35 protein-coding genes, 1 tRNA gene and 2 pseudogenes are annotated in these 25,561 nt (G+C 69.5%); 25 read left to right on the top strand and 13 right to left on the bottom strand.

Translation table 11 applies throughout. The features are described 5' to 3' along the window. Positions 1 to 25: 25 nt before the first annotated feature. Positions 26 to 1,102: a hypothetical protein gene (locus tag ACWGKQ_RS13545; protein ID WP_453292070.1), complete on the bottom strand. Its 1,077-nt coding sequence runs from the start codon at positions 1,100 to 1,102 to the stop codon at positions 26 to 28. Between the two features lie 292 nt (positions 1,103 to 1,394). On the opposite strand from ACWGKQ_RS13545, the gene ACWGKQ_RS13540 reads away from it, so the two are divergent. The 20 genes from ACWGKQ_RS13540 (at position 1,395) to ACWGKQ_RS13445 (ending at position 15,639) form a co-directional block, all read left to right on the top strand. Beyond that, positions 1,395 to 2,045 carry a hypothetical protein gene (locus tag ACWGKQ_RS13540; RefSeq protein ID WP_453292069.1) on the top strand — a complete coding sequence of 217 codons (651 nt, stop codon included), beginning with the start codon at positions 1,395 to 1,397 and terminating at the stop codon, positions 2,043 to 2,045. A 372-nt stretch (positions 2,046 to 2,417) separates the two neighbouring features. Next, the gene (locus tag ACWGKQ_RS13535; RefSeq protein WP_453292068.1) at positions 2,418 to 3,599 is read left to right on the top strand and encodes a recombinase RecT; all 1,182 of its coding nucleotides are present in this window, start codon (positions 2,418 to 2,420) and stop codon (positions 3,597 to 3,599) included. A 55-nt stretch (positions 3,600 to 3,654) separates the two neighbouring features. Next, positions 3,655 to 4,740 (top strand): PD-(D/E)XK nuclease family protein, encoded by a 1,086-nt coding sequence (locus ACWGKQ_RS13530; RefSeq protein ID WP_453292067.1) that lies wholly within the window; start codon positions 3,655 to 3,657, stop codon positions 4,738 to 4,740. Between the two features lie 107 nt (positions 4,741 to 4,847). Then, positions 4,848 to 5,837 carry a hypothetical protein gene (locus ACWGKQ_RS13525; protein ID WP_453292066.1) on the top strand — a complete coding sequence of 330 codons (990 nt, stop codon included), beginning with the start codon at positions 4,848 to 4,850 and terminating at the stop codon, positions 5,835 to 5,837. A 7-nt stretch (positions 5,838 to 5,844) separates the two neighbouring features. Further along, positions 5,845 to 6,174: a helix-turn-helix domain-containing protein gene (locus ACWGKQ_RS13520; RefSeq protein WP_453292065.1), complete on the top strand. Its 330-nt coding sequence runs from the start codon at positions 5,845 to 5,847 to the stop codon at positions 6,172 to 6,174. Then, positions 6,171 to 6,953 (top strand): helix-turn-helix domain-containing protein, encoded by a 783-nt coding sequence (locus tag ACWGKQ_RS13515; protein ID WP_453292064.1) that lies wholly within the window; start codon positions 6,171 to 6,173, stop codon positions 6,951 to 6,953. Before ACWGKQ_RS13520 ends, ACWGKQ_RS13515 begins: the two co-directional genes overlap by 4 nt. 85 nt (positions 6,954 to 7,038) lie before the next feature. Beyond that, positions 7,039 to 7,308, top strand: a complete 270-nt coding sequence (locus ACWGKQ_RS13510; protein ID WP_453292063.1) for a hypothetical protein — start codon at positions 7,039 to 7,041, stop codon at positions 7,306 to 7,308. 98 nt (positions 7,309 to 7,406) lie between these two features. After that, on the top strand, positions 7,407 to 7,715 hold the full coding sequence (locus tag ACWGKQ_RS13505) for a hypothetical protein (RefSeq protein WP_453292062.1): 309 nt from the start codon (positions 7,407 to 7,409) through the stop codon (positions 7,713 to 7,715). Positions 7,716 to 7,777: 62 nt separating this feature from the next. Beyond that, positions 7,778 to 8,461 carry a hypothetical protein gene (locus ACWGKQ_RS13500; protein ID WP_453292061.1) on the top strand — a complete coding sequence of 228 codons (684 nt, stop codon included), beginning with the start codon at positions 7,778 to 7,780 and terminating at the stop codon, positions 8,459 to 8,461. Between the two features lie 94 nt (positions 8,462 to 8,555). After that, positions 8,556 to 9,239 (top strand): PP2C family protein-serine/threonine phosphatase, encoded by a 684-nt coding sequence (locus tag ACWGKQ_RS13495; RefSeq protein ID WP_453292060.1) that lies wholly within the window; start codon positions 8,556 to 8,558, stop codon positions 9,237 to 9,239. 34 nt (positions 9,240 to 9,273) lie between these two features. Further along, positions 9,274 to 10,047 (top strand): hypothetical protein, encoded by a 774-nt coding sequence (locus ACWGKQ_RS13490; protein WP_453292059.1) that lies wholly within the window; start codon positions 9,274 to 9,276, stop codon positions 10,045 to 10,047. 29 nt (positions 10,048 to 10,076) lie between these two features. Next, complete coding sequence (locus tag ACWGKQ_RS13485) at positions 10,077 to 10,814, top strand: hypothetical protein (protein WP_453292058.1); 738 nt, start codon at positions 10,077 to 10,079, stop codon at positions 10,812 to 10,814. Between the two features lie 6 nt (positions 10,815 to 10,820). Further along, positions 10,821 to 11,363 (top strand): hypothetical protein, encoded by a 543-nt coding sequence (locus ACWGKQ_RS13480; RefSeq protein WP_453292057.1) that lies wholly within the window; start codon positions 10,821 to 10,823, stop codon positions 11,361 to 11,363. Positions 11,364 to 11,446: 83 nt separating this feature from the next. Next, positions 11,447 to 11,818, top strand: a complete 372-nt coding sequence (locus tag ACWGKQ_RS13475) for a hypothetical protein (RefSeq protein ID WP_453292056.1) — start codon at positions 11,447 to 11,449, stop codon at positions 11,816 to 11,818. Then, positions 11,818 to 12,216: a hypothetical protein gene (locus ACWGKQ_RS13470; RefSeq protein WP_453292055.1), complete on the top strand. Its 399-nt coding sequence runs from the start codon at positions 11,818 to 11,820 to the stop codon at positions 12,214 to 12,216. The genes ACWGKQ_RS13475 and ACWGKQ_RS13470 overlap by 1 nt, the downstream gene beginning before the upstream one ends. Before the next feature lie 101 nt (positions 12,217 to 12,317). Next, complete coding sequence (locus tag ACWGKQ_RS13465) at positions 12,318 to 12,965, top strand: hypothetical protein (RefSeq protein ID WP_453292054.1); 648 nt, start codon at positions 12,318 to 12,320, stop codon at positions 12,963 to 12,965. A 5-nt stretch (positions 12,966 to 12,970) separates the two neighbouring features. Next, a complete protein-coding gene (locus tag ACWGKQ_RS13460) occupies positions 12,971 to 13,963 on the top strand; it encodes an N-6 DNA methylase (RefSeq protein WP_453292053.1) in 993 nt (330 codons plus the stop codon). 44 nt (positions 13,964 to 14,007) lie between these two features. Then, positions 14,008 to 14,739 carry a hypothetical protein gene (locus ACWGKQ_RS13455; protein WP_453292052.1) on the top strand — a complete coding sequence of 244 codons (732 nt, stop codon included), beginning with the start codon at positions 14,008 to 14,010 and terminating at the stop codon, positions 14,737 to 14,739. A 74-nt stretch (positions 14,740 to 14,813) separates the two neighbouring features. Continuing rightward, positions 14,814 to 15,308, top strand: a complete 495-nt coding sequence (locus ACWGKQ_RS13450) for a hypothetical protein (RefSeq protein WP_453292051.1) — start codon at positions 14,814 to 14,816, stop codon at positions 15,306 to 15,308. Further along, entirely contained in the window at positions 15,295 to 15,639 is a 345-nt protein-coding gene (locus tag ACWGKQ_RS13445) for a hypothetical protein (RefSeq protein ID WP_453292050.1), read from the top strand. Before ACWGKQ_RS13450 ends, ACWGKQ_RS13445 begins: the two co-directional genes overlap by 14 nt. 492 nt (positions 15,640 to 16,131) lie before the next feature. On the opposite strand, the gene ACWGKQ_RS13440 is transcribed toward ACWGKQ_RS13445, so the two are convergent. Then, entirely contained in the window at positions 16,132 to 16,272 is a 141-nt protein-coding gene (locus tag ACWGKQ_RS13440) for a hypothetical protein (RefSeq protein WP_453292049.1), read from the bottom strand. A 371-nt stretch (positions 16,273 to 16,643) separates the two neighbouring features. On the opposite strand from ACWGKQ_RS13440, the gene ACWGKQ_RS13435 reads away from it, so the two are divergent. After that, a tRNA-OTHER gene (locus ACWGKQ_RS13435) sits at positions 16,644 to 16,747 on the top strand. Positions 16,748 to 16,815: 68 nt separating this feature from the next. On the opposite strand, the gene ACWGKQ_RS13430 is transcribed toward ACWGKQ_RS13435, so the two are convergent. Next, entirely contained in the window at positions 16,816 to 17,970 is a 1,155-nt protein-coding gene (locus ACWGKQ_RS13430) for a tyrosine-type recombinase/integrase (RefSeq protein ID WP_453292048.1), read from the bottom strand. Beyond that, on the bottom strand, positions 17,970 to 18,152 hold the full coding sequence (locus tag ACWGKQ_RS13425) for a helix-turn-helix domain-containing protein (protein WP_289933434.1): 183 nt from the start codon (positions 18,150 to 18,152) through the stop codon (positions 17,970 to 17,972). The genes ACWGKQ_RS13430 and ACWGKQ_RS13425 overlap by 1 nt, the downstream gene beginning before the upstream one ends. A gap of 2 nt (positions 18,153 to 18,154) precedes the next feature. Here ACWGKQ_RS13425 and ACWGKQ_RS13420 point away from each other — a divergent pair. Further along, a pseudogene (locus ACWGKQ_RS13420) lies at positions 18,155 to 18,289 on the top strand (hypothetical protein); the annotation flags it as partial. Here the strand turns inward: ACWGKQ_RS13420 and ACWGKQ_RS13415 are convergent. From ACWGKQ_RS13415 to ACWGKQ_RS13375, 9 genes and pseudogenes are all read right to left on the bottom strand, one after another. Beyond that, positions 18,250 to 19,587 (bottom strand): annotated as a pseudogene (locus tag ACWGKQ_RS13415) (replication initiator); the annotation flags it as partial. The pseudogenes ACWGKQ_RS13420 and ACWGKQ_RS13415 overlap by 40 nt on opposite strands. 3 nt (positions 19,588 to 19,590) lie before the next feature. Continuing rightward, a complete protein-coding gene (locus ACWGKQ_RS13410) occupies positions 19,591 to 19,839 on the bottom strand; it encodes a SpdD protein (protein ID WP_453292047.1) in 249 nt (82 codons plus the stop codon). 25 nt (positions 19,840 to 19,864) lie between these two features. After that, a complete protein-coding gene (locus tag ACWGKQ_RS13405; protein ID WP_093500520.1) occupies positions 19,865 to 20,059 on the bottom strand; it encodes a hypothetical protein in 195 nt (64 codons plus the stop codon). A 16-nt stretch (positions 20,060 to 20,075) separates the two neighbouring features. Beyond that, on the bottom strand, positions 20,076 to 20,267 hold the full coding sequence (locus ACWGKQ_RS13400) for a mobile element transfer protein (RefSeq protein ID WP_453292046.1): 192 nt from the start codon (positions 20,265 to 20,267) through the stop codon (positions 20,076 to 20,078). Beyond that, a complete protein-coding gene (locus ACWGKQ_RS13395) occupies positions 20,264 to 20,452 on the bottom strand; it encodes a hypothetical protein (protein ID WP_453292045.1) in 189 nt (62 codons plus the stop codon). The genes ACWGKQ_RS13400 and ACWGKQ_RS13395 overlap by 4 nt, the downstream gene beginning before the upstream one ends. A 12-nt stretch (positions 20,453 to 20,464) precedes the next feature. Then, positions 20,465 to 21,100, bottom strand: coding sequence for a DUF2637 domain-containing protein (locus tag ACWGKQ_RS13390; protein ID WP_453292044.1), 636 nt, complete (start codon positions 21,098 to 21,100; stop codon positions 20,465 to 20,467). Between the two features lie 88 nt (positions 21,101 to 21,188). Next, positions 21,189 to 22,568, bottom strand: a complete 1,380-nt coding sequence (locus tag ACWGKQ_RS13385) for an FtsK/SpoIIIE domain-containing protein (protein WP_453292043.1) — start codon at positions 22,566 to 22,568, stop codon at positions 21,189 to 21,191. Further along, positions 22,568 to 22,924 carry an SCO3933 family regulatory protein gene (locus tag ACWGKQ_RS13380; RefSeq protein ID WP_089100240.1) on the bottom strand — a complete coding sequence of 119 codons (357 nt, stop codon included), beginning with the start codon at positions 22,922 to 22,924 and terminating at the stop codon, positions 22,568 to 22,570. The genes ACWGKQ_RS13385 and ACWGKQ_RS13380 overlap by 1 nt, the downstream gene beginning before the upstream one ends. 170 nt (positions 22,925 to 23,094) lie before the next feature. Beyond that, positions 23,095 to 23,886 carry a GntR family transcriptional regulator gene (locus ACWGKQ_RS13375; RefSeq protein WP_453292042.1) on the bottom strand — a complete coding sequence of 264 codons (792 nt, stop codon included), beginning with the start codon at positions 23,884 to 23,886 and terminating at the stop codon, positions 23,095 to 23,097. Between the two features lie 107 nt (positions 23,887 to 23,993). On the opposite strand from ACWGKQ_RS13375, the gene ACWGKQ_RS13370 reads away from it, so the two are divergent. From ACWGKQ_RS13370 to ACWGKQ_RS13360, 3 genes are read left to right on the top strand one after another with little or no spacing between them, the layout of a single operon-like run. Beyond that, the gene (locus ACWGKQ_RS13370) at positions 23,994 to 24,401 is read left to right on the top strand and encodes an NUDIX hydrolase (RefSeq protein ID WP_453292199.1); all 408 of its coding nucleotides are present in this window, start codon (positions 23,994 to 23,996) and stop codon (positions 24,399 to 24,401) included. Positions 24,402 to 24,447: 46 nt separating this feature from the next. Further along, positions 24,448 to 24,876 carry an ATP-binding protein gene (locus tag ACWGKQ_RS13365; protein WP_393536546.1) on the top strand — a complete coding sequence of 143 codons (429 nt, stop codon included), beginning with the start codon at positions 24,448 to 24,450 and terminating at the stop codon, positions 24,874 to 24,876. Continuing rightward, positions 24,876 to 25,277 carry a hypothetical protein gene (locus ACWGKQ_RS13360; protein WP_453292198.1) on the top strand — a complete coding sequence of 134 codons (402 nt, stop codon included), beginning with the start codon at positions 24,876 to 24,878 and terminating at the stop codon, positions 25,275 to 25,277. The genes ACWGKQ_RS13365 and ACWGKQ_RS13360 overlap by 1 nt, the downstream gene beginning before the upstream one ends. The last annotated feature ends 284 nt before the right edge of the window (positions 25,278 to 25,561 follow it).

Genomic DNA, 25,561 nt, shown 5'->3' with positions numbered 1-25,561 from the left:
GCTGAGCGGCATCAGCCGAAGATCATCAGTAGTGGGGGTCGATCCGGCGCTTGGCGGCGCGGATGAAGCGGGTCATGAGGTCGCTCTGCCAGTCGGCGAGAACGCTGCTGGTCACACTGCCACCCGGCCGCCGCGGTCTGCGCCTTCGGTCCTGCTCGGCGGGGGCGCCCCTGAGCCGTGCCCTGAGGTCGGCCGCCCGTTCCTTACGCTCCCGCTCGAATCGGGATGCAAGGGCGTCCCGAAGGTCTCCGATACCGATCGTGGCGCCCATCGCCGTGAGCAGGTCGTCCAGTTGCCACGACACGAGGGTGCCGCTGCGAGCGAGATAGAAGCCGGCGGACTCCAGTTGGTAGCCGTCGTCGTAGTCGAGGAGGGCGTAGCCGACGAGCTGATACAGCTCCACGCGCCCGATCCGGCGGGGATCCGCGTAGGCCTTGATGTCGATGAGCGTGCGGTTCAGGATCAGGTCCGCATCGGCACCGCCAACATCCCGCGTGCCGGCAAACCACGGACCGGCGAGCTTGTCTTGGGTCGGCATCTGCGCCAGAGGATGGAAGACCGGTGCGGCCAACGCTGCCAGTTGTACGAGATCATCGACGGCAGCCGGTGGCACACGGGTCACCCACGACTCAAGGCTGGTTGCGGCGCCGTCGCAAAGGAGCCAGTCAACCGCCTGCGAGATCCCCCCGCGGACGTCAAACAGGGCGGCCAGGTAGCAGTAGCGTGCCAGCAACTCCTCGTCCTGGGCGGCAGAGCCCTGTGCTACGCACAACGCCGCAGTGAGGTCTGCGGGGGCCGCATTGACGGCCGCGCGTATCTCATCGGGAGCGCGCCGCAATTTCGCCTGCAATGCGGGCAGGACCCGACCGAGACCGATCCCATCCGACGTGCCGACTCCGTCACTGGGCCGTCCGTTTCGACGGTCGATGCTCTGGGTCGGCCCGACCATGAGACGGACGCGTTCATCGATCGCTCGACCGATCAACTGCCAGGGATGGTGAGTGCCAACGGGTACATCCGGCCTGAATGGCGCGGGCGCGTCGGCCAACGAACGGCGGAGCTTGGACCGGGCGGCTTCCCAGTCCGGGAGGTAGCCGTCCATGAAGACCGTAACCGTCGATGTGCGACTTCCGAGTTGGGAAGACAGGGACATGGCGGACCAAGGTAGCGAAGTTGTCTATCCGTTCGCACGGGAATGTGATCCACGCCGCCAGGCAGTTCCTGATGATCTTCGCGTGGTGTCGCTCGCTGGCTGTCCGTCCTCGCAGGTCAGGACATGCGGGCCGCGACATCGCGTATAGAAGCTCAGTAACCGTGACCGGACGGCCCTCGCCCAGCAACTATGCTTGACGCATCAAGTCAGTTTTATGTGGTCGACGGTCCCGGAGGGCGTTGTGGCGAAGAAGCGGTTCCCCTATCTCCTGGGGCACGGCGAGATCGCGTCCCTCTACGACGTGGAACGGCAGACCTCCCAGCTGTGGAAGACCCGCGGGGTGCTGGGCGAGCCGGACGTGGTGATCTCCGGAAACCCGTACTGGCTGCTGCCGACCGTGCTCGGTCTCGCCGAGGACGGGTCACGGGAGTACCTGCCGGAGCGGCTGAAGGAGTACAAGGCCGGCATCGACGGCGGGTACGAGGTCAGCGACGAGGCGGAGCTGCCGCACATCGTCGGCCTGAAGGAGATCCCCTGGATCTTCGGCAAGAAGTACATGGACATCTACCAGTGGCGGGTCCGCAGGAGTTTCGCGCCCGAGGACGCGATGGTCTCCGGCTCACCTCTGTGGCTGCTGGAAACCGTACTGGAGGACGCCGAGCGCCGCGGCCGGGTGACTGTCCGGGACGGCATCGACCGGATTCGGGCGGGCGAGCGCGAACAGATCAAGCCCCGAGGCCGGAAGCCCACGACCGAGCCGAAGCCGACTCCACCGCCGCTGCCGGAAACCAGGACCTTCCGACCGGGTGAGCACTCGGCTGAGGAGGTCACGGCGTTCGCGGCGGAGCTGTTGGGAGCCGGCTTCTCGCTCTCGGTACGGCCGAAGCGATAGCGGAGTTCGCGACGCGACCGAGCACGGCCGTCAACCGAGCCCTCTCCCCACCGCAGGGTGTCAATCCACGCTCGACACGCTTAGGGTGTGCGTCAACATGTGTGGAGACGGAGCATGAATCTTCGATGACTGGAGGGCGCACCAAGAACAAGCCCCGTCCGACCGTGAACGCGCACCTGTCGACCGAGCGACATTCACAGCACCGCACTCCATTTCCAGCAGCACAGCCACCGCTCCGGCGTGCGCCCGACATCTAAGCGGAACTTGACGCAAGAGATCAAGTGAAATAGATTTATATCACTCCTCAGCTAGCAATGACATGTGTTGCAACAGTTGAGGGATTCTTGAAGTTTCTGATCACCTGGAGGGGACGTGGCCGACACTCCGGTCACCTGGCTCGCGATCCGCGAGGACCAGAAGGCGTTCGAGGACCAGCAGTTACGCGCGCTGCGCGCGGCCTTCCCGGACCTGGCGGAGGCCAGTCCGGCACAGCTGGGGATCTTCTTCCACTACTGCAAGGCGTCCGGGCTGGACCCGTTCGGCCGGCAGATCTACATGATCAAACGCAAGTCGCGCAGCGAGATCCGTTGGACCATCCAGACCGGGATTGACGGCTACCGGCTCATCGCGCGCCGAGCCGCCGACCGGGCCGGACAGTCCATCGCCTACGAGGACTTCGTCTGGTACGACGCCGAGGGCGGCGAGCACACGGTGTGGCTGCGCGAGGAGCCCCCGGCCGCGTGCAGGCTCGTCGTCTGGCGCGGCGGCTCCCGCTTCCCCGCCGTCGCCCACTGGCGCGAGTACGCGCCGAAGGTGTGGGACTACGAGGCTCAGGAGTACAAGCTCGGCGGGTTGTGGCCGCAGATGCCCGCCAGCCAGCTGAGCAAGGTCGCCGAGGCGCTCGCCCTGCGCCGGGCCTGCCCCGCGGACCTGTCCGGCCTGCACGTCGACGAGGAGATGCACGCGGCCGACGCGGCGGAGTCCCGCGAGCGCGTCCAGGCCGCCGCCGCACGACTGGGGAACGGCGGGAAGGCCCAGCACGCTGACGAGTCCCGGCGGGACGGGGAAGCCTCCTCGTCCGGCAACGTGGTCGAAGGGGAGGTCCTCGAAACCGGTAGCGGCAAGGAGGCGCCTGAAGCCACATCAGCACAGGACAGCGAGAGGCCGCCGCCAGCCGATCCACGCGCCGAACTGGACCAGGCACGCAGGGAGGTCCAGCAACTGGCCAGCAGCCTGGACATGGGCTTCGACACCGTCAACGAGCGGTCCTTCGAGGACTTCGGCGTCTCCTTCCAGGACGCCAGCACTGATCAACTGCGCGCCCTACTCAACACGCTGCGGCCGGACGACGGAGAGACGGCCTCCGACAGCCCCGCCGATCCCGACTCGACGGCCGGCACCCCACCCACGCGCAGACGCGCCCCAGCCAAGAAGGCAACGCCCCGCAAGGCCACGGCGAAGAAGACCGCCACGCGGAAGAGCACCGCGGAGAAGCCGACGGCCCGGACCCGGAAGTCCTCCCGGAGCGGGACCACCACCGACTCGGCCCAGTAGCCCTGCCTGCCCGTCAGGCGGCAGGACAGTCCAGCCAACAGAGTGCGAGATCACCATGCCCACCGACGACAGCATCGCCGGACAAGCCACCGTCCCGGTCCCCGACCTGTGGAAGGGCGCCCACCGCGACGACCGCGCCAGACCCCGCTCCCGCCAGCGCCTCCTTGGCCCCTCCTCGATCGGCCTGTGCAGACGCCGCGCCGCCTACGAGGTCCACGGCACGTGGCCGACGGACCTCGCCGACAACATGCACGCCGCGATCCTCGGCACCTGGCTGCACGAGGGGATCCTGCGCGTGCTGCGGGAACAGTACGGCGCCCACACCGAGTTGGAGCTCACCAACGGCGTGATCCTCGGCCACGCGGACGCCTACTGGGCTCCGACCGACCCCCGCCGGCGAACCCCGGGGGCCCAGGCCGTCGACATGGGCGTCGTGGAGGACGTGAAGACCAAGAGCACCCGCGCCCTCGACGTCGTCGTACGCCAGGGACCCAGCCAGGCCGAGTGGTTCCAGGTCCACCTCTACGCGCACCTTCTCCGCACCGGTGGTCTCAAGGACCACCCCGACCTCCCCGCGGGTGAGCCGCTGCCGGTCGACGTCGTACGGCTGCGCTACGTCGGCCGTGAGTACGGGCAGGTCGTCGTCCACCAACGCCCGTACGACGAGGACGTCACGACGCAGGCCCTGGCGTGGGCCGAGGACGTCCTGGACAGCTCCGAGCCAGAGGCCATGCCGCGCGACCTCGACGGCCCGGGACTGTCGATCATCTGCGACAACTGCCCTTTCAGAACGGCCTGTTGGAATCTCGACCGGCTCGCCGACGACCGGGCCCCGCAGACGATCCTCGTCGAGGACACGGCGGCCGTCACCGAGGCCCTGCGCGCCTACGCCGACGCCGCCGAGGTGGAGAGCGCCGCGAAGAAGCGCAAGGCCAAGGCCCGCAAGATGCTGGACGTGGCAGACGCCGGTACGTACGGCGCCTTCAAGCTGTCCTGGTCCGGCGGCCACCCACGTCCTCCCGAGCCCGACCCCGAGGCGATGATCCGCATCATCGAGGGCCTCGGCGTCGACCTTCCCATGCGGCCCGGCGGGCGGACGTCGCGCACCATCAACGTCTCCCGCGTTCCCGAGGCCGGCTGACCCGGACGTCCTGACCACGACCACAGGTCGAGGTCATCTCACCGCCGTTACCGGCTGCCGGTGGCCCATCCACATCTGCTCACCGGACACACCCTGGAGGGGGAACCATGTCATCACCCACGCCCCGCGAACGGCTCGCGGGCAGCGGAGAGTCGCCCGACGCGGAGTTGCTCGGCGCCTGGGCACGCATCGAGCGGACGCTGCAGGAGATCGCGAACTTCGATACGAACGACCTCGGCGTCATCGCTCTGTTGCTGCGCCTCACAGAGGTCCTTGAGGGGCGGGCGCCCCTCGCCGAGCTGGCCGAACCGCCGTACCCGCTCACCGCCGACATCATCCGGCGGCTCCTGGCCGACGCGCTCACCGCGAGCTGGCCGCGCATGGCGCACGATGGCCACGCCGACGACGTCGCCAATTCCCTTATGAGTGTCGTCCTGCCGATCGTCTCCCTGTCGCGGGACGTGTCGTTCGGCTGGCGCGGCAAGGCTGTTCGGGCTCTCGACGAACGTGACCGGGCACGCGCGGCCGCGGTCGCCCTGGAGCAGTTGGGCGCCGAAGCCGCCCGTCTCCTGCGTGTTGGGCTGCCGGGGCAGGCCCTCGCTGTCCTGGAGAGCGACGGTCGGCCTCTCGGCCCCTGTGCTGCCCCAGGGCTCGTCGACGACACGGTGCCATCTGCCCGCCCCCTCAAAGACCGCGGGGCACACAACGGCGACCCCCGGTACGTCGACACGCCCGGCGGGGGTGTGTGGCTCCCGGAGCGCATGTTCGTCGTGATCGCCACCCGGCGTTGCTTCGACGGTGACTTCCCGGTCCTCGATCTGCATGGTGCCTATCCGCTGGTGGAGGACGCCAACGGCCGTGCCCGTGACCTCGTGCTCGAGCTGTCGCCCGCCGACCCCGCCGTGACGACCAACCCGGTCGACGGCTCGGTCGCGCTCACCGTCCCGCCGAACGGCTCGTTCACCGGGCTCGTCGAAGTGGTCGAGTTGGAGGTCGACCCGTACTCGTCGGAATCGACGCGGATCGTTCAGTACAAGCCCACACGCGAGGACACGTACGCCCCGGACGGCGGCCGCGGCCTCGACGGTGAGGAATGAGGGGATCGTGCGCCCCGCCTTCACGCCCCGGCCGCGCACCGCGGCGTCCGCGTTCGTCCTCAGCGGCACTGATCCCACCCGCGGGCCCAGACCCCGCGTCCACGTCAGCACCACCGCCACAGGCGAGCCCGGGGTCGACTTCCTCGCGGTCGAGCGGGTCGTCAACGGAGATCTCCCGCTGCCCGGCCTCAACGAGGCCGAGCAGGAACTCGCCGCACGTCTCATGACCCGCAAGGGCCTGGGCGCGGAGGAGATCGCCGAGCGCCTCCGCGTGGAGCCCCGCACCGTCACCCGCTGGCGGGCAGCCTGGAAAAAGGAAGAGGGGGAAGGCAGTTGAGCATCGAGGCCATGGCGTGGGCCTTCCGGCAGGACATCCCGAAGCCGGGCGCGAAGCTGGTGCTGCTGGCCCTGTGTGACTTCGCCGACGAGCAGTGGTCCTGCTTCCCGGGGCAGGCCACTCTGGCGCAGAAGACGAGCCAGGGGGAACGCACGGTCCGCCGGCACCTGGACTGGCTGGAGGCGGAGGGGTTCATCGTCTCGCACGCCCGTTTCTCGGACGGGCGACGCACCAGCAACCGCTACACGATCCATGCCCCTCGCCCGCAGGCGCCACCACCGTCGGGTTCGTCGGCGTCCGGTTCCGAGGCTCCCGCCCGGGAGGCGAGGAAGGGTGGGCAGAAACGCGTCGGCAGACGGACAAAGCAGGCGGCCAAAACGGCCACCGGTCAGACTGGCCAGCGGCCAGGTGCGACAGAGGAACCGGCCAAACTGGCCGGGGAACCGTCAGAGAACCACCAGAGAGACCCCCTGCCCCCGGCGGATGGTGACGGCCGCCGCGGGGCTGGCGGCTGTGCGGCGCATCCGGATTCCCCTGCCGCCAACTGCCGCGGCTGTGGCACGAGTCCGCGCGCCCTTCGCGACGCCGCTACGGCTCGGGAGAAGCGTGAGAAGGACGAACGCGCCCGCAGCCGGGACCGCCGCTGGTTCCGGGAAGACCAGGCGCGGCGCGCCCGCGCCGCGGAGCTCGAAGCCCAGGGCGCCCTCGAGGGGCCTCGCCAGGCGGCGCGCGAGGCGCTCAGACGCGGTCGCCCCCGAGGTGACAGACCGACTAGATAAATGAAACTTGACGACAATTAAGCAAGATTGATAAAATGTTATCAACATAATCAATCAATTTCCGTACATCCCGAAGGGCTTGATCATGTTCCGACATCTCACCCCCGACGAACAGCAGGCGCTCACCGCCAGACTCGCCACTCGCGGCGTCACACCCGAGCAGTTCGAGCAGGCCAAAGAGCAGGCACGCGCGATCGGCGAAGCCCTGGCCCGCGCCTACGGCGACGCGATCGGCCGCCCGGTGACCCCCCTGCAGTTCGTCACCGACGTTCTCGGCGTCGAGGGTGCCGACCGACTCCTCGTCCGCGCCCTGCGCGAGACGACCGGCCGACCGGACCTGTATGGCGACCTCTGAACAGGAAGGGCGGCTTCACACGCGTTTGACATGTGTGGTGACAGACAACTGCCGTCAGCCATAGATCTGCAGGCCCCGACCAGAGTGCGAGGAAACCGATGAGCATCCCCCTGTCCGACATCGCCGCGATAGTGACTGCCGCCCGCCTCCAGGGCCCGCCCACCGTCCGTGCCGACCCTGACGGCAGGCCTGTGCGCGCCCTGACGCTGCGCGGCCTACGCCCCGGCGAGTTGTACGACTTCACGCTCGACGACGGCCACCGCCGCTGGCACCTGGAGTCCGTCACCCACGAGAGCGGCATCGACATGCACGGCCGCACGCTCGGCAAACGCCTGTCGGCTCGGCTCGACGTCCTGCACGGCACCGCGGCCGAGCACTTCGACCAGCGCCCCCCGGCCCATCCGTAACGCCCCCACCAGCCTGCGGCCCGGGAGCACCGGAGCCCGGCATCCACGAAGGAGAGAGCGAAGTGGACCAGCCCACCCGCGAGCGCTTACTGCACGCCGAAGCCGCCAGGTACGGCATCGCCCCGGACGTGATCGACCGCGCGGTCGGCGTCATCGCCGCCGTCCAGCGTCGCGACCGCGCCGACTTCCGGGAGAACTTCGGCGGTGAACTGACGCCCGACCGGTGGCTCGCCGCGCACGGGGTCTCCGGCTTCAAGGAGCTGTGCGCGTACGCGGCCCGCAAGGCCGGCCTCGCCGACGACGGCGGCCTGATCATGCGCATCGTCTCCGCCGTCGCGCCGCAGCCCGAGCAGCGCGCCGACGATCGCCCCGTCCAGTTCTGGGCCCGCCCCCTCACCGACCCGGCCGAGGCGGCCTTCCCCGCGTACCGCGTCACCTACGAGGACCCACAGGACGGCATCAGCCCTGGCTTCGACTGGTCCGGAGCCCTCCTGCGCCGCACCCTGCGCGAGGCCGCCGCACGCGGCCGGGGCGCGGTGAGCCTCGAGGAGGCCACCGGGGTCGTCGCCTTCACCGAGGGCGACCTGAGTGGCGCCTACGTCGCACGCCCCGCCCCGGGCCACACCCAGCCCACCTGTACCCGCTGCGGCCAGTGGGAGAAGGAACACACGCTGCACGACCGCTTCGGCTCCTGCCCGGAGTTCATCGCTCCGGCCGTTCGCCTCGCTCCGGTTCCTGTGCCGTAGCGACTGCTCCGCCCGGGGCCGCGCGCCGGTGCGAGCAGCCCGGCCCCGGGCGGGCCCCTGCACTCCCCTCACACGCAAAGGAGTCAGTCCAGTCATGTCCCGAACACCCTGGCACGTTGGCGGCGCCCAGCGGCAAGGCCGCCGCGAGGTTCAGGCGGACGCCTTCGCCGTCGCGGTCGATCAGGCCACCGGTCGTATCGCCGTCGCCGTCACCGACGGAATCGGTGACACCACGGCCGCGGCCGGCGCGGCCGGTCTGGCCGCGGAGGAGGCGGCCGACGCCGCGCTCGGCGCCACGCCCGAGACCGGCTGCATCAGCGCGCGTGACCAACTCGCCGCCAGCGGCATCACCGCGGACGCGTCGATCGTCACCGCGCTGTTCGATCCCGCCCACAGCCGTGTCCGGCTCGCCTGGGCGGGGCTGTGCCGCGCCTACGTCCTCACCTCCGAGGGACAGCTCCAGCGCGCCACATACGACCACTCGCTCGGTGAGCGCATCCGCCGTCACACCGCTCAGCGCGGCCCGTTGCCGCTCTACGACCGCAAGGTGACACGCACCGTCGCACGCCACGAGTTCGTGACCACGTCCCTGCCCGTGCGCGGCACCACCGCGGTCCTGCTGTGCACCGACGGCGTCAGCCAAGGCGTCGACGAGCGGACGATCACCGCCGCGCTCCTCCGTGACAACCCGGACGAAGCCGCCGAACTCCTCGCCGGAACGGCCGGCATCAACGGCCCGGACAACGCGACCGCCATCGTCGTGCGCCGCGCGCACTGACCATCCCAACCAACTCTCTCAGGAGCCAACACCCATGCAGGAACGGGAACTTCGCCCGACTCAGATCCCCCTGAAGGACCTCGCGATGGCCTACCTCCAGGCCGGCGAGACCCTCTACCTCGCCATTCACGACGACATCACCGCCCGCGTACGCCTGGCCCACCCGGATGCCGAGCACCTGGAGGTCAGCGTCGATACCGACGGCCACGTCCGCCTGCACGGCATCTGGAGTGCCCAGGGCTCCGCGAGCGACAACCACCGCCTCCTCTACGACGCCCAGAACGACCCGAAGCAGAGCTGGCGCGACGGACCGCTGGACATCGACGAACTCCTCAGCGACCTCGAACGCGTTCTGAGCGGTGCCTTCCTCTACCGCTGGGGTCTCCTCGAACCGCACCCCGTCCACGAGCACCGCGACCGCCGTTGGCTCACCCTCCCGCCCGCTGACCGCGTCGCCGCCGTCGCTGCGATCGTGCGTCGCCACGTGCCCGACGCCGAATCGCTGGTCTGCCGCTTCGAGGCAGACCACCGGGGCGTCGCCGTCGGCTTCGAGCAGATCACGCTCGCGGGCGGCGAGACCGTCGGCATCCCGTGCCCCCGCTGCTCGCCGGAGTCCGACGACAACCTCTGGCCGCACGACATCTCCCACGAACTGGCCCGCCTCCTCGCCCACCTCTACGCCCTGCCCCACCTGCGCAGCCGTCACCTGAGCCCGTGCATGGCCGTCGCCTCCGCGCACGAGGGACAGCTGTGGCAGCTGGTCTTCCCGTACCGCGAGCACCCCTCCGCCGTAACCGTCCACGGCTGACCTCAGCGCCCCGGAAGGACACAGCCCTCATGACCGACACCGCAGCGAACCGGGCCGCCACAGCCCTGCGCCACCGCAATCTCGCCATCGACGCCTTCAACGCGGCCCAGGCCCAGTACGAGGTCGCGGTCCTCGACCACGTCACCGCGCGCATCGTCGAGGCGTACCCGGAGGCAACCCACCTCACCTTCGACCACTCCCCCCACGACCGGACCATCGAACTGCACGGCCTGTGGACCACGCACCGGGGCGGGACGGAGGAACTGGTCCTCGATGTCCGTAGGGACTCCGACACCACCACCCTGGACCTGGAGGAGCTCGCCGACGACCTGAGCGACGCGCTCGCCGGACTCCACTCGGCCACCTGGAGCGCCGTACGCCCGGCCCCAGGACCGGACCGACGCCGGACGCTCGATCTCCCGCCGGCCGACCGGATCGCGGGGATCGCCGAGCTCGCCCGCGCACACCATCCCCACGCCCAGATGATCACGGTCGAGTTCACCGGTGACACGTGCCGCGTACTCGACGTCATCTGCGCGGACATCCCCATGAGCGAGGGCGGCGCCATCCGGCTGATCCGCGCCACCGACGAGTGCCTCTTGTGGCCGCCGAGCGCCGAGCGACGGATCACGGCGCTCGCCCGGCAGATCCACGCCCTTCCGCACCTGCGTGCACGACACCTGGCGCGCTTCGGCGCCCCGGACGAGCACACGGCGTTCCTCCTGCTCCCCCAGACCGGCACCGACAGCGGCGCCGACAGCAAATGAGATGACATGCACATGACTTGCGAGCGCCCGTCGGGGCCATCCGTTCCCGCCACCCACGCCCAGACCATCGCGGCGAACGTGCTGAAGACCTGGCCGACGATCAACGACCTGACCATCGAGTACGTCGCCCACCACGACCAAGGCCCGCAGAGCTCCGTCACCTTCGCCATCGTGCGCGCCAGTGAGCCCTGGCCGGGCCAGGTCCTGATCCGCTGCGACGGCTACGGCCACATCACCCGCGGCTGCGAGCACCCGCGCCCCGACGGACAGCCCTGCTGGCACCCGTCGGCCTCCCACCTCTCGCTCCGCGACCCCGGCCAGTGCCCCCAGCACCTGCCGCCCCTCACCGAACACGAGTGGGTTCGGCACCCCGAACAGCCCCTCTACGGCCGCGTCACCCGCGTCGACCCGGACGGCACCGTGCTCATCGACTTCGCGAGCGGCGAACTCGCCCTCCACGACGCGCAGGTGCCCCGCGTTCCCCGGCACATCGCCACGGAACTCGACCGCGGCCCGGTCAACGGCACCCGACGCGTGCTCGACGAGTAGCCGGAACTCCGCCCGGTGCCGCGCGCGAGACGCCACCGAGCGGCCGACCACCCCACAACCACAACGGAAAGAGATCCCTGAGCATGAGCAACCACGCCGTGGTCACCCTCGACTTCACCAGACCTGTACACGCGCACGAACTGCGCCCCGGCGACGTGTTCGCCTTCCCCGACGCGGCGCACACGCCCCTCACCGTGGTCAGCGTCGAGAAGACCGTCGTCTCGCCCGAGCTCACCCTGCTCACGCTGGCCGTCCGCGGGAGCGCCGTGCCCCTCCGCCTCCCTGCCGGCACCCCCGTCCGCCCCCTGCGCATGGTCCGCACCGTCTCCTTGCCCTGCCTCCTCTGCCGCAGGCCCCAGGACGTCGAGCTCGACCTCCCGCACGACGGCGAACCCCTCTCCCTCGTCTGCGGCGACCACATCTCCGACACGGACCAGACGACGGAGGACAAGTGATGGCCCTCCACTACCTCAGCGCCGTGCGCCTCCTCCGCCGCGCCGACGAGGAAAAGGCTCGTGCCCTGTACGCCGACGTCATCGAGGCCCTCGAACAGCACTGCACGGACGTGGGCGTGGACTGGTGCGGCAACGAGCTGAACATCACCGTCCAGCTCACGACCGACGGTGAGCAGTACGTCGCCGTCACCGGCCGCGAGTCGCTCCCCTGGCACAGCGACCGAACCGAGATCGGCGGCTGGAAGGCCGTGCACATCGACAACACCTTCGGCACAGCGAAGGTCGTCTACGACACCACGACGGCCGCGGGCGACCCGCCCGGCGACATGTCCCTCGAACCTCTCGCCGAAGAGGTCGGGTCGTACGTCAACGGCTGGCGCGCCGAACGCGGCGGATAACCCGCCCCACCCACACCAACCAGGGGGCCGAGCGCACGCCATCGGCCGGCCCCCTACCCCACCCATGCCTCCATCACGAGCATCACGAGAGAGAGCCCCTTGTGCTGACCTTCACCGTCGGCAGCGGCCCGGCCCTCGCAGTCACCGAGTTCGCCGACTTCGACACCGGCCAAGCCGTGTACCGCGTCACCGGCATCGGCGCCTTCACCCTCGGCTGGGATCCCGACCACCACCCCGAAGCCGACCAGGACCCCGTGCAGGAGATCCTCCAGGTCGCCTACGGCACCGGCCCGCTCGGCTTCCGCATGGCCGAGGCCCCGGTCATCTTCGGCATCACACTCGCCGGCGCCGAGCCCTTCACCCGCACCGCCCTGGACGCCGGAGCCCTACGCCTCCGCCCGTACCGCCTCATCGTCAGTGCCCCCGTGCGCGTCCCGAAAGGCACCGCCCTCCGCACCTCCGACATCGTCGCCGCCCTGGCACGACACTGGCTCGCCCAGCCCTGGACCCCAGAACTCCGCCGCGCCCACGAACACCACTGCGCGCCCGACTCCCTGCACCGCTACGGCGGCCTCATCGCCCAACACGAGGAACGCATGCGCCGCCTCCACGAGGACCACGGCTACTACATCCAACGCGCCGACCGCGCCACGTCGATCCTCCAGGCGGGCCCCGTTCCGGCACCCGCCGGTGCCCCACCGCACCCGTTCGCGTCGCCGGGCGCAACGACCGATCCGGCGGGGAAGTGAGCGCCGTGGTCCAGTTCGATCTGTTCGGCGAGGTGGAGCAGAAGCTCGAAGAGCGCGCCCAGCAGCGCGAGGAGGAAGCCTCCAATCCGCCGAAGCCACCCTCCGCCCTCGCGTGGCGCCGTAAGCGCATCGTCTTCCCGGGCGACCCCAACCGACTAGCCAGAGAAGTCGCCGAGAACGTCATCGCCGCCTGGTTCAGCCACTACGGCGGCAACCGCATGGATGTCCCACTCGGCACCATCGCCGCGTTGTCCTTCTTCCGGGAGCCGCTCGTCAGCGACTGGCTCCTCACCCTCGAACCGGCCCAGCTCCCGCCGCTCCTGCGCGAGATCTGGGGATCCCAGTGGATGGCCCGCCCCGACCTCATCGAGGTCGCGCGTCCCCTGCACGACTGGGTGGAGGAGGAACCCGACGAGTACCAGTTGCGTGCCGTCCAGGCCGTCATCCATACGGCGATCTACAACGGGCTGTTCGACCTCACTGCCAGCGGCGACCCCTACGAGCGGTCGGAGGCCGACGTCCTGAGCCCCCTGCTCACGGGCCTACGCCACAAGAGCGACAAGAAATGGCGCGGCGAATACCACACCCCACCCGGTGTCACCGACCTCATGGCCGAGATCCTCGTCGGCGACGACGACCACGGCCCCACCATCCGCGACCCGGTCCTCGGCAGCGGCGGCATGTTCCGCTCCGTCGCCCAGACGCTGCGCAACCGCGGCCTCAACCCGCACGACTACACCTGGTTCGGCAACGACATCGACCCGCTGGCCACCGCCTGTGCCGCTGTCAACGCGATCATCTGGGACCTCGGCCCCCGGACCGTCATCTGGTGCGCGGACTCCCTCGCCACCGACGACGCCGGCCTCTCAACGGCACTGGCCGAGCGCGAGGCGGTCATCAAGCACCGCAACGCGGTCGTGGAGCAAGCCCTGTTCGAGCACAGAGCCAGCCGGATGCTCCACGCCTTCAACCAGCTCCTCGACGGAGCGGCGGCGTGATCGTCGCCCCCGCACCACACCTGCACAACCAGGAGGGATGCTTCGTGAGCCCGACCAAGCCCACCGCAACTGACGACGAGGCCGCCAAGAAGCAGCGCGTCTCCCCCGCCGACTTCGACGAGTTCGTCATCACGACCGTGGCGAGCCTCGGCGACGGCTGGACCGTGGACGCCGACGACAAGCCTCATCCCGACCTGTCCGCGTATCTCATCCACCCCGACGGCCGCCGCATCGGCATCAAGCACATCTGGCGCGGCGCGGCCGTCCAGACGTGGGCGCTCGACGTCCCGATCCGTGAGTTCGACAACGACGGGGATGCCGAGACGTACGCCGAAAGCCTCAAGCACCTGACCCCGGGGGTCCGTTACAACGTCGGCGTCTGCTTCACGAACAACCCGCCCGCCGCGACCACCGCGCGCAACATCCGCACCCGGCTCCTGCCGTCCTTCGGCGGCAAGCGCCCAGCTCTCCGCGCCTTTCCGAAGAAGTCCTCGCGCCGTATCGCAGCAGCACCGGAACCCCCGGCAGCCGCCAAGGTGACGACAAACAGCGCGCCCTCGCAGACCACGGACCAGCCCGAGCCGGACAAGGCCACCGCAAAGACCCCGGCAAGGAATCCACGCCGTACGGCCCAAAAGGCCCAGTCCACCGCCAAGAAGACCGAGCCGAAGAAACAACCGGTGGCCAGCGGGTCAAAGCGCTCCACGGCGAAGACCACCAACGCGGCCGCGGCGAAGAAGAAGTCGCAGCCGACCAAGAAGCCCACCACCAGCTGATCAACGCCCCGGGGTGCGGGGCGATCCACGTATCGCCCCGCACCTACCACCCATCAACTGATCTGAGCATTGCCATGACACAACTCGACTTCTTCGGTGAGAAGCAGGCCGCCCTGGACCGCAGTTCCGCCCGCGAGGCAGAACGCGACGCCCGAGCCAGCCGCCATGCCGCCTACCGCGAATCCCTGAAGATCGACTGCTGCACCGGCGAGCCCATCCCGCCCGACGAGCACGGCTGCCCGCAGTACCGCTGCGGACGCTGCGGCGCCCTCGCCTTCGCCGGGACCTTCCACTTCAACCACGACTGCGGTTGGGCCGGCTGCTTCGCCGACACCGAGCCCACCCGCGGCACCGGCCAGACAATCCACCGGGTCGGCCTGTCCGCCCATCGCCACGACAACCAGCACCACCCCCACTGCGCCCGCGCAGGCTGCGGCCACGCCCGCGGCGCCCACCAGCACGTCCCGCCCACCGCCCCGGAGGACTCTCGCTGCTACGAGTACTGCCGCTGCCGGGGCTACGTCGCACCCACCGAACCCGCCGAGGAGGCCACCGGTGCTCACTCCTGACGAACTCGCCGCCATCGCAGCACTGCGCGACAAGACCGTTCCCGGTCCCTGGGGAGTCATCAGGATCGACCTCGACGAGGAGGTGACCAGCTTCCTCATCGCCAACAGCGACGACGACCGCATCGCCTCCGTCGACGTCGCCCATGAGGGAGACGCCGGAGCACTGGCCGGCGCCGAGGCGGACGCGCACTTCATCGCCGAAGCGCGCGTCGTCGTCGACCTGCTCCTGGACGAGGTGACCGAGCTCCGCACCCAGCTCGCCCATGCACCGACGCCTCGGCGCCGCAACTGGAGCAACCGGCTTCGCCTCAGGAACCGAACGGACACCTGATGTCGGTTACGGCACCGGTCTTCGCTGGCCACACAGCACATCGGAGGCGCTGACAAGAATGGCCGGATTCGAACGACCGTGAGGTCACCCGAAACGGACACGTTGGACGGCTCACGACACGCCTCGCCCAAGAAGACGCGTGACCGCGAGGGCGGCCCGGACAGGAGTCCGGGCCGCCCTTCGGCCGTTACTCACAGACCCTCTGCCTCGATCGCGCGCGGCGCGTCATCCCAGTCCCGCCACCCGACTGGAACTGAACGAGGGCCACTGAAAGCAGATGGCACGTCGACGTCCTCGCAATCCGGCAAAGAGTCGCCGAGGGCCGAAGGCACGTCATCGTCCTCCCAGACCGGCAGAGGGTCACTGAGGGCCGAAGGCGCGTCGCCGTCCTCCCAAGCCGTCGTAGGCGTCTCTGCCTGAAAAGGTGAGGTAGGGCGGTCAGGGTTCATTTCTCTCCTCCAACTGTCGCAGCGAACTTCTGGCAGAACTGGTTCAAACCTTGAGATACAGAGCGAGCGCCACCCAAACGGCGACGGCCAGCGTCATCGCCGGGATGAGCGCGGGGTGCGACACGGCGATGATCCCGGCAACCACGGCACCCAGCGCAGCAATCGCGGTGCGTTCGGCCTTCACGTATTTCCTCCATCACATCGACACGGCGCCCGTCATCGGGGCCAAGGCCGACGATCGAGGACGGAGGGGTTAGCGGCGCAACCCCGCTCACCGGCACCGAGGTCGACCGTGCCGCGAAGGCCGAGCGGTGCTCACTGAATCGTGAAGCCGGGCCCCACCTGACCCGTTGGTCGACTCTGGTCGGCCAGTCACACCATTCGGCCTTAATGAGGACGGAGTGGGGACAGAACGGGGACACGAGGTCCTGGTGGGGACAGTGCGGGGACGTAGTGCTTGGTACGACGGAGGACCGACAGGGACCGTCTGGGACTCGCCGGGACACCATCCGCGCAGGTCAGGGGCCATTCCGAGGCTGATGGTGACACCTCACCGCCATCGAGCCTGGTCAAGCCGCTCCCGCCCGGCCGCCCCCAAACTCGATCTTGTCTTTCTCCTAAAGCGGGTGTCGCAGGTTCGAATCCTGCCGGGGGCACCAGGCAAAAGGCCCCGGACCGATCATGGTCCGGGGCCTTTGACATCCACTTTTGACATCAACGGGGGCGGTCAGCCACGACCGGGGCGCCGCTTTCGGAGTAGCCGGTCCATGTGGCTCATGGCCTCGCGCTGGGTGTCCTGGACGACGTGGGTGTACACGTCCATGGTGATGCTGATCTGGGAGTGCCCCAAGATCTCCATCACGACGCGGGGAGCCACCCCAGCCGCCGTGAGGAGGGTGGCGGTGCCGTGCCGGGCGTCGTGCAGCCGGATGACGCGGAGGCCGGCGGACTCGGCGACGCGGGTGAAGGAGCGATAGAGGTTGCGCGGCTCGACGGGGCGGCCGGTGCGGGTGGCGAAGACGTAGTCCGACGCCTGCCACCTCTCCCCCGCCTTGTTTCGGGCGGCTGCTTGCCGCATGCGGTGCCAGCGCAGGGGCGCGATACAGAGGGCGGGCAGCGGGACGGCGCGGCGACGGCGGCTCTTGGGGTCGTCGTCGTAGAGGACGCCACGGCGGCGCTGGACCTGGTGGCGGACGTAGAGGACGCGGTTGTCGAGGTCGAGGTCAGACCAGCGGAGACCGACGATCTCTCCCCGGCGGAGGCCCATGGCGATGGCGAGGACGAATGCAGCGTAGAGCGGGTCCTTGCGTGACGCGGCGAGGAAGTCGAGCGTCTCGTCCAGGGTCCAGGGGTGCAGTTCGGGCGTGTCCGTGCGCGGCGGCTCGACCAGCTTGGCGACGTTGCGCGTGATGAGTTCCTCCCGGCAGGCAGAGGACAGCGCGGATCGCAGAACTCGGTGCGATTCCTTGGCGGTTGCGGCGGTCGTCTCCTTCTCCAGACGGACGAGGAAGCGGCGGACGTCGGCGACGCCGAGGGATTCGAGGCGCTTGGAGCCGAGGAGGGGGACCAGGTAGAGCCTGACGTGCGTCTCGTACTTGTCGAAGGTGCTGAGCTTTCGCCGGGGCTTGATGACGCTGTCCAGCCAGTACGGCAGCCACTCGGAGAGCTTGGCGGACTTGGTAGGCACGGGCACGCCCTGGTCGACCTTGTCGAGCAGCTCGCGGCGCTTGGCGTCGCACTCGGCCCATGTCTTGCCGTAGGCGAACTTGCGGGCGCGGGTGCCGTCCGGCTGGAGGACGTACACCGCGCACTGAAAGCGGCCGTCCTTGCGCTTGGTGATGGTCCCGGCGCCGTTCGGGTTGCGCTTGCGCTGCTGGGCCATCAGGCGGCCGCCTCCAGTTCGTTGGTGATGTAGTCGCGGACAGCTCGCGCCGGGATACGGCGGCACCGGCCGATGGTGAGGGAGGGCAGGCGCCGGGAGCGGATCAGGTCGTAGACCGTGGAGCGGCCGAGCTTGAGCCGGGCCATAACGTCCGGGACCGTCAGCAGCTCTTCGTCAGCCATACGTGGGCTCTCCTTCCGTTCCGGGGGCTGGTTCGAGGGATGCGGCGATCCAGGTCTCGGCGGCGCTGAGGCCGGTGCCGGCGAAGACCCAGTGGGCGAGGACGTACGTCGTCTCGGCGGTTGTAGGGCTGTTGGCTGCTGCCGCTTGTGCTCGGCGCCATTCGGCGCGGGCGTCACGGAGGGCGCCCAGGGTGGTGGAGTAGCGGCGGGACTTCGTGGAGAAGTGGCCGCGGAAGCCGAGCATGTGGGCCCAGGCACGCAGGCGGAGGTGTTCGAGGCTCTTGCGGGCGCCGAGGGTCCAGGCGGTTCGGATGAGGCGGCGGGCGTGGTCGCTGATGTCGAGCTGGGCGAGTTCGGCGGCGAACTTCAGCGGCCGGTCGAGAGCTCCCGTGGCGGTCTCGGCGCCCTTGGTGGCGTACTTGGCGATGTACGCCGCTACAGCTCGTTCGGTGAGTTCCTGGCCGTCGTTGAAGTCGGCGGATCGGATGGTGCGGACGTCGAGTTGGCGGCCGAAGGTGAAGACGTGGGTACGGCCGTCGAGGGTCGGGCCGTCGACGCGAACCTTGGCGGCGGCGGCTTGGATGGCGTCGGTGAGGAGTTCGGCGGTGGCCCAGGGCGGAGGCGGGGTGTCGCCGCCTTGCGGGCCGTCGAGGCGGATAACGGCGTGGAAGTGGACGGCGCCGCGCTTCTGGTATTCGGCGACCTTGGCGAAGGAGACGCGGGCGTGGTCGCGTAGGCGTCGCTGCGAGAGGCCCGCGCGCTTGGCGACCTCCCTGCGGAGGTAGATCGAGAAGCGTCGCCAGAGGGCGCCAGCGTGGGCGTTCCAGAGAACGGCCGCTTCGTAGTCGTAGGTGTCCGGGTCGAGTGGAGTGCCGACGGCGTCGTCGTCCTGGTCGTGGTGAGTGCCGCAGCGGCAGACGCGACCGTCGGTGCGGCGGTTGTGGACCGGGCCGAAGCCGGGGGCGGTGAAGGTGGCGAAGACGCGGGGGTGGGTGGCGACGTGTTCGGGGGTGCCCTTGCCGCCCCGGAGTCCGGTGGTGATCAGGTGGAAGGTGTCGCGGCGGTAGACCTCGGCGCAGGCCGCGCAGCGGGTGGTGCGGCGGTTGTTGCAGCGGACGAGGAGTTGGCCGGCGGGCATGTCGGTGGAGTCGAGGTGCTGGAGGATGCGGCCGATCTCGCCGGTGGTGGTGTCGACGTCGTATTCGGTGCGGTGGCCGTCGAGGCGGATGGGGTTGGTGCAGCCACCGAGGCCGGAGAGTTGGCGGAGGATACCGGGCAGGGTGCCGCCCGAGGCGAGGTTGGTGAGTTCGCGGAGCGGGGGCGGGGTGGTGCGGGTGAAGATGGCGGGCTCCTTCTGGCTGGCTCGGTCAGAAGTGACGGGCCCCGGGGCGGCCGGATGCTTGGCGGTGTCGTGGCCGCCCCAGGGGTCGGGCACGGTTCAGCGCCGGTTGTGTTCGCGCAGCAGGGAGCGCAGGACCACGGCGGCGATGGCCACGGAGATGGCCGAGACGGCGACGGCGGTCAGCAGCGCGGTGAGGACCACGCCACCCGTGAGCACGGCGACGACGGCGCCGGTACTGACGGAGACGGCCGGGAGCGCGGAGCGCCGGACGGGGGCCGGGCCGGTCGGGGCGTGGGTGTGCGAGGGCGGCGGTGTGGGACTGTCGGGGTACTTGGGCAGGAACACGGCTGAGAACTCCTTATCTACTCGTCTAGTCATGTGAGCCGTTTATGACGGTCACGCCGGAGCGCGTACCGGACTCGATGGCAGGGGCCAGGAAGGTGTGGGAGAGCCAGAAGCCGAAGAGGGCGACCAGGACGACGATCCAGGTGCGGACGCCGAGGTACTTGATGGCCGCCCAGGCGAAGAAGCCGAGGACGACGACGAGCGGCAGGTTGAGGGTCATGGGGTGCGAGGTCCTTTCAGCGGACGGGGCAGCGGTGGGTGCGGGCGGCGAGTTCGGCGGCGGCCCGGCTGTCGTAGTCGGCGGAGAAGCCGCAGCGGGGTGCGGTGCAGGCGGCGGTGTGCTTCTCGCGGCCTCGGTCGTCGTAGGCGGTGCCGACCTGGACGGGGCCGATGCGGGTGATGCTGCGGAAGCGGCGGTTGGCGGTCACGGTGAGTCCTCCTGTCGCAGGCTGGAGCCGGTGAATTCGTTCAGGATCCGGGAGGCTTCGGCAGGGTCCGTCGTGCGATCGGCGGCCTCTTCGGCGAGGAGCCGGGCCAGCGTCGGGCGCCCGGTGTCGGCCATCTCGCGGGCCGCTTCGAGGTAGTCGGCGGCTGTGTTGAAGCAGAGCGGCATGGTTCCTCCTGTTCAGGTGAGTTGGGCGGCGATGGCTTCGGCCATGGGTGCCGGGACCCCGAGGCGGGCGCGGAGGGTCGGGGTGTCGATCGGGGCGCCGGTGCGGGTGTGGTGTTCTGCGGCGACCTTTCGGGCGTGGTCGACCAGGGCGGCCGGGACCGGGACGGGCGGACGATCCGGCAGCGCCTCGATGGCGGGTTGGACAGGCGGCGGGGCGGGCGTGGCTTCGGGCTCGTCCTCCTGGTCCTCGACGACGTCAGCGCCGATCTCGTCGGTATCCGCCTTTGGTGCCGAGTGGGCGAGAAGGGTGCCGCCGAGGAAGGCGACGGCGGGCCATCCGGCGACGAGGATTCGCAGCCAGGCCGGGACGTCGTCCAGGTCGAGGAGGCCGGCGGTGGCGACGTTCGCTCCGAGGGACGCGACGAGGGCGATGACGAACCAGCACCAGGCCGCCGCCTTGGCCGTGCCGGAGCGGAGACGACGCCATGCGGCGACGAGCAGCAGGTCAACGCTGATCGGGTAGGCCCAGGCCTTCCACCCGTCTTGCCCAGCCGCCATGGCTACGTCATGGAGGTGGGCGAAGGACAACGCGGCAGCGATGAGCGCCTGAACCAACACCGCGTCGACGCGGCCGAGGTGGACGCGCACGATCCGGCTCCTTTCGGTTTCGGGCATGGGAGGGGTAGGGACATGGCGCGAGGCGGTCACGCCGACCGATGCGAGGAAGGAACGACGGTCAGTCGGTCACCGGACGCGGCCGGACGACCGGGGCCGGAGCTTCGACCGGGTGCACCGGCACGGCGGGCCGGAAGGGCTTGAGGGCGGGGACGTCCGGGACCAGGTCAGCCGCGTCCTGGCAGATGGCGGCAGCGTCGGCGAGGGAGAGGTAGGGGGTGCGGATGCGGGACCAGCCACCGGAGGTGTCGCCCGCGACGGCGAGGCCGGGCATCTCAGGAGCGATGGAGCAGGCGGCGTAGACGGCCTCGGGGGCGATGTCGCCGAGGGCCATCTTGGCGGAGGCTTCGTCGTTGACGCGGTGGCAGACACGGCCGGTGAGCTGGGCGCGGAGCATGGTGGCGCCCTTGCCGAGTTCGGCACCGAAGCGCTGCCCGCAGACTTCGAGGTAGATGCCGGCCGCGCGGCCGAGTTGGGCGAGGCGGATGAGCTGGGTGACCATCTCGTCGCGGCGTTCCTCGTCCTTGCGGGTGGCGGTGAGGAAGAGTTCGGCCACCTCGTCGACGAACAGGACGATGGGCACGGGGCGTTCGCTCTTGGGCAGGCCCCAGATGTCGGAGGTGATCTCCTCGTCCGGGATGCCGGGCGCGATGCCTTGGCGGGCCTTGATCAGGTCGTATCGGTCCTCCATTTCCTTGACCAGGACGGGCAGGAGTTCGGCGGCTTCGTCGGGGTCGGTGGCGAGTGCGGAGAGGCGGGCGGCGAAGGGCGCCAGTTCGACGCCCCGCTTGCAGTCGATGCCGACGAGCGCGACGCCGTCCTGCCGGGCGAGTCCGGAAATGAGGTGGCGCAGGTACATGGACTTGCCGGACAGGGTCGCGCCGAGAGTGAGTTGGTGGGGAACGGTGCGGTAGTCGCGGACGAAGGGCATGGCGTCCTCGCGCAGCGCGACCGGCACTTTGAGGAAGCCGCCGCCGGTCTTGCGAGGCATCCGGACGCGGCGCAGGACGTCGTATCCGACAAGCCGCAGTTCGACGACACCGGGCTTGATCGTGGTGACGTACACGGCGTGGACTCCCCAGGCGTGCCGGAGACGTTCGGCCGAGGCGGCGACGTCGGCGGGTTCCTGCCCCGGAGCGAGCCGTAGGCGAAGCCGCAGCCCGGTCGAGGTGGGACGGAGGACGCCTCGGCGGGGCGGGACCGGCCGGACCTCCCGCCGGGTGGTGGCTTTGACGGCGAGGACCCGCAGCCGGGAGGGCGCAACGGTCAGGCCGCAGGCCTCCATGACAGAGCTGTACGAGCTGAGCAGGCGGACCGTGGATATCGGCCCGCCGACTGCGGACCAGTAGACCGCCGGGTGCTTGGCCCGGGTGAAGGCAGCCCCGCCACCGAGCGCGGCGACAGGACCACCCACCTCCAGGAGCGTTGTCAGGTCGGTCATCAGGCGGTGGCCCCCATGGTGGCCGGGAACGCGGCCGGCGTGACGGCGGCGGCCCGGTAGGCGATGCCGTGACGCTGCTGGCCGTTGAACACGGACTCCCACGGCCGGGCAACGAGGCCGGGGAGCGAGACCGGCGCACCGAGGTTCAGTCCCTCGGAGACACCGCCCTCCGGCACGGTGACCTTGATCAGCGAGGACTCCCCGTCCTCGATGTAGACGACGCCGATGGTCATCAGCGCCTCACCACTCACGGCGTCCTTGGCGATCTCGCCGGTCTGGCGGTCGCGGACCTTGGGCTCAGGAGCCTCGGTGAGGAGGATCGTGGCGGCGGTGGTCTCCACACGGATGGTGCGCACAGCACACTTCCTATCTACTCGTCTATACATGTAGCGATCCGTGAACCCGATCTCCCGGGCTCACGACGATCACCCTGTCACACAACTTGCCCACTCGTCTATACGAGTATGCGTGTTGGGGTGTACGAGTTCAGGGAAGCGTGCCCGCGCACCACCGCAAACCATGACGATCAGGTCGCCGGGAGCTGGTACGACAGCACGTAGGCGTCCGCCGCCATGACCGTGTCGCAGACTTCGACGGGTCGCCCCTCGGTGTCGAAGGCGGTCCGGATCAGGTGAATGACCGGCACACCGGAAGCCAGCCGGAGCGTCTTCACCTCGTCCGGCGAGGGCATCCGGGCGCGGATCTCCTCCTCGAAGTGGTCGAGGTGGTGGCCCAGCTCTTCGAGGCGGGCGTAGATGCCGCCGGGACCGGGGTTGGGTTCGGCGATCCGGGTACCGCGCGCGATGTCGAGGGGGAGGTAGGAGGTGGCGAACTCCACCGGCCGGCCGTCGAGGAGGTACCGGCGCCGCCGGGCCAGCACCCGCCGCACGGACCCGAGCCGGGTGGAGACGTCCTGGCCGGCCTTCTCTTCCTTGACCTCAAGACTGTCGACCTGAGGATGACTGCCGGCCGCGTCCGCCTCCACGATGAACGCGGACTTCCCCTGCTCCCGATGACGGCGGGCGAACCGGTCGGAGGCGAGCCGCCGCACGGGAGGCCGGGGCCGGACGAACACACCCTTGCCGTGCTCGGCATGGACGAGCCCTTCCCCCTGAAGGATGGAGAAGGAGTTCCGGACCGTCATTCGGGACACCCCGTAGTGCTCGACAAGCTCAGCCTCTGAAGGCAGCTTCTCGCCTTCTCTGAACCGCCCACGGTCGATGGCTTCGCGCAGCTGGTCGGCGATCTGCCGGAAGACCGCACGATCGCTCGTGGGGTCGAGATCTCCGAGCAGGCCCGAAGGAAGAGCAGGACTCACTTGTACTCCTTTAGGTATCTAGACGAGTGGGCGAGTGTTGTTGCTACGGTGGAGAGCCTAGTCAGCCGAGAGGGCCGAGGAACGTGAGCACAGAACGCCCGCACTCCGTGAGCGTCGCCGGGGTCGTCATGGACACCCGCGGCCGGGCCCTCCTGATCCAGCGCCGTGACAACGGCAAGTGGGAACCGCCGGGCGGTGTTCTCGAACGCGAGGAGACCATTCCCGAGGCCCTGCAACGCGAAGTCCTCGAAGAGACCGGCATCAAGATCGCCCTTCCGGCGACCCTGACCGGCGTCTACAAGAACATGACGGGCCTGATCGTCTCCCTGGTCTTCCGCTGCGAGGCCGCCGACGGCACGCCCACGACCGGCGACGAGACCCGCGCACTGCGCTGGGTCATCCGCGAAGAAGTCTCCGAGCTTGCCGACGAGGCATACGCCATCCGCGTCCTGGACGCGATGGACGCGGTGTCTCCACCGGCGATCCGCGCCCACGATGGCGTGAAACTCGTCTAGCCCGAACCCGCTGCACATGGCGGCCTACCAGCATGAAGGAACTTGTATGCACGAGTATACGAGTACAGCCCGGGTCTGGGGGCTCAGTTGCCCAGGTTTCCCGGAAGAGGTCAGCCGGGCCCGCCGCTGGACCCGCGACATCCTGCGTGGCTCCCCTTTAGCCGAAGACGCCGAACTGATCGTGAGCGAGCTGAGCGCCAACGCGATCCTCCACACGGCCAGCGGTCAGGAGTCGGGCAGCTTCCATCTGGCCCTTGCGGTGTCAGCGCAAGTGATCGCGTTGTCGGTCACGGACGACGGAGCCGCCGGCACAGCACCGAAGATCAAGCGCCAGGACCAGGAGGCCGAACACGGCCGAGGGTTGGGCATGGTCAGCGCAATCGCCCATCGCGTCGTCGTCCACGAAAGCGACGGAGGCTACACGGTCACTGCCGAGCTGTTCGCGGGCCGACCGACCGGAGGCCACCCGTGCTGATGGACAAGCCGCAGCGGGGCTACTGGTGCGAGTGCTGGACGGAGGACACCACTGACGGGACGGGATGGCCGGCGCTCCGGGCATCCTTCGACGCCTACTCTGCACCCCAGGCAGACAGATGGGTCGCCATCGCACTCCGCACGATCTCACCGGCACTTGACCCCGACGCATCTCAGGAAGCGTGGGAATGGCTGTACGACGGCCGCATAGCGACGAGGAAAGCTCTCCTGCGAGCCGAGCCCTGCACGGTGACAGTCACCCAGGCCAGCACCCGCATCACATGGACGATCCGGCCCGTGATCTTCCTACCGCTGGCACACCGCCAGGGAGTGGAACTCCCATCCTGCACGCAGGACTTCAAACCGCACACAGCACCTCAGGCGCCCCACACGCCCGACTGAGTTACAACCTTCTTTACAGGTTCAAGGCGGCTCGCTCCGCTCCCCGCGCGCGGCCCGGCCGTCGGCCGGGCCTGCGCTCCTGTCTCCGCCCCGCTCCAGCCCGGCCGACGGCCGGACCGCGCGCACGGGAATCAGCCGAGTGACGTCAGGCAGGAAGATGCCACGTCTGCGGTGGTCGGCCCCGCGTTCAGAAGTTGTTGTCTTTCAGGACGTGATCGACGCGTTTCCGCTGGTCGGGGATAGGAGTGGTGGTTCCGTGGGAGTGGTGGCCTGTCGGGTTGTCG

Source organism: Streptomyces sp. NPDC054770 (assembly GCF_053611985.1).
The sequence above is the reverse complement of the archived record's forward strand: the minus strand, read 5'-3'. Positions and strand labels throughout refer to the sequence as shown.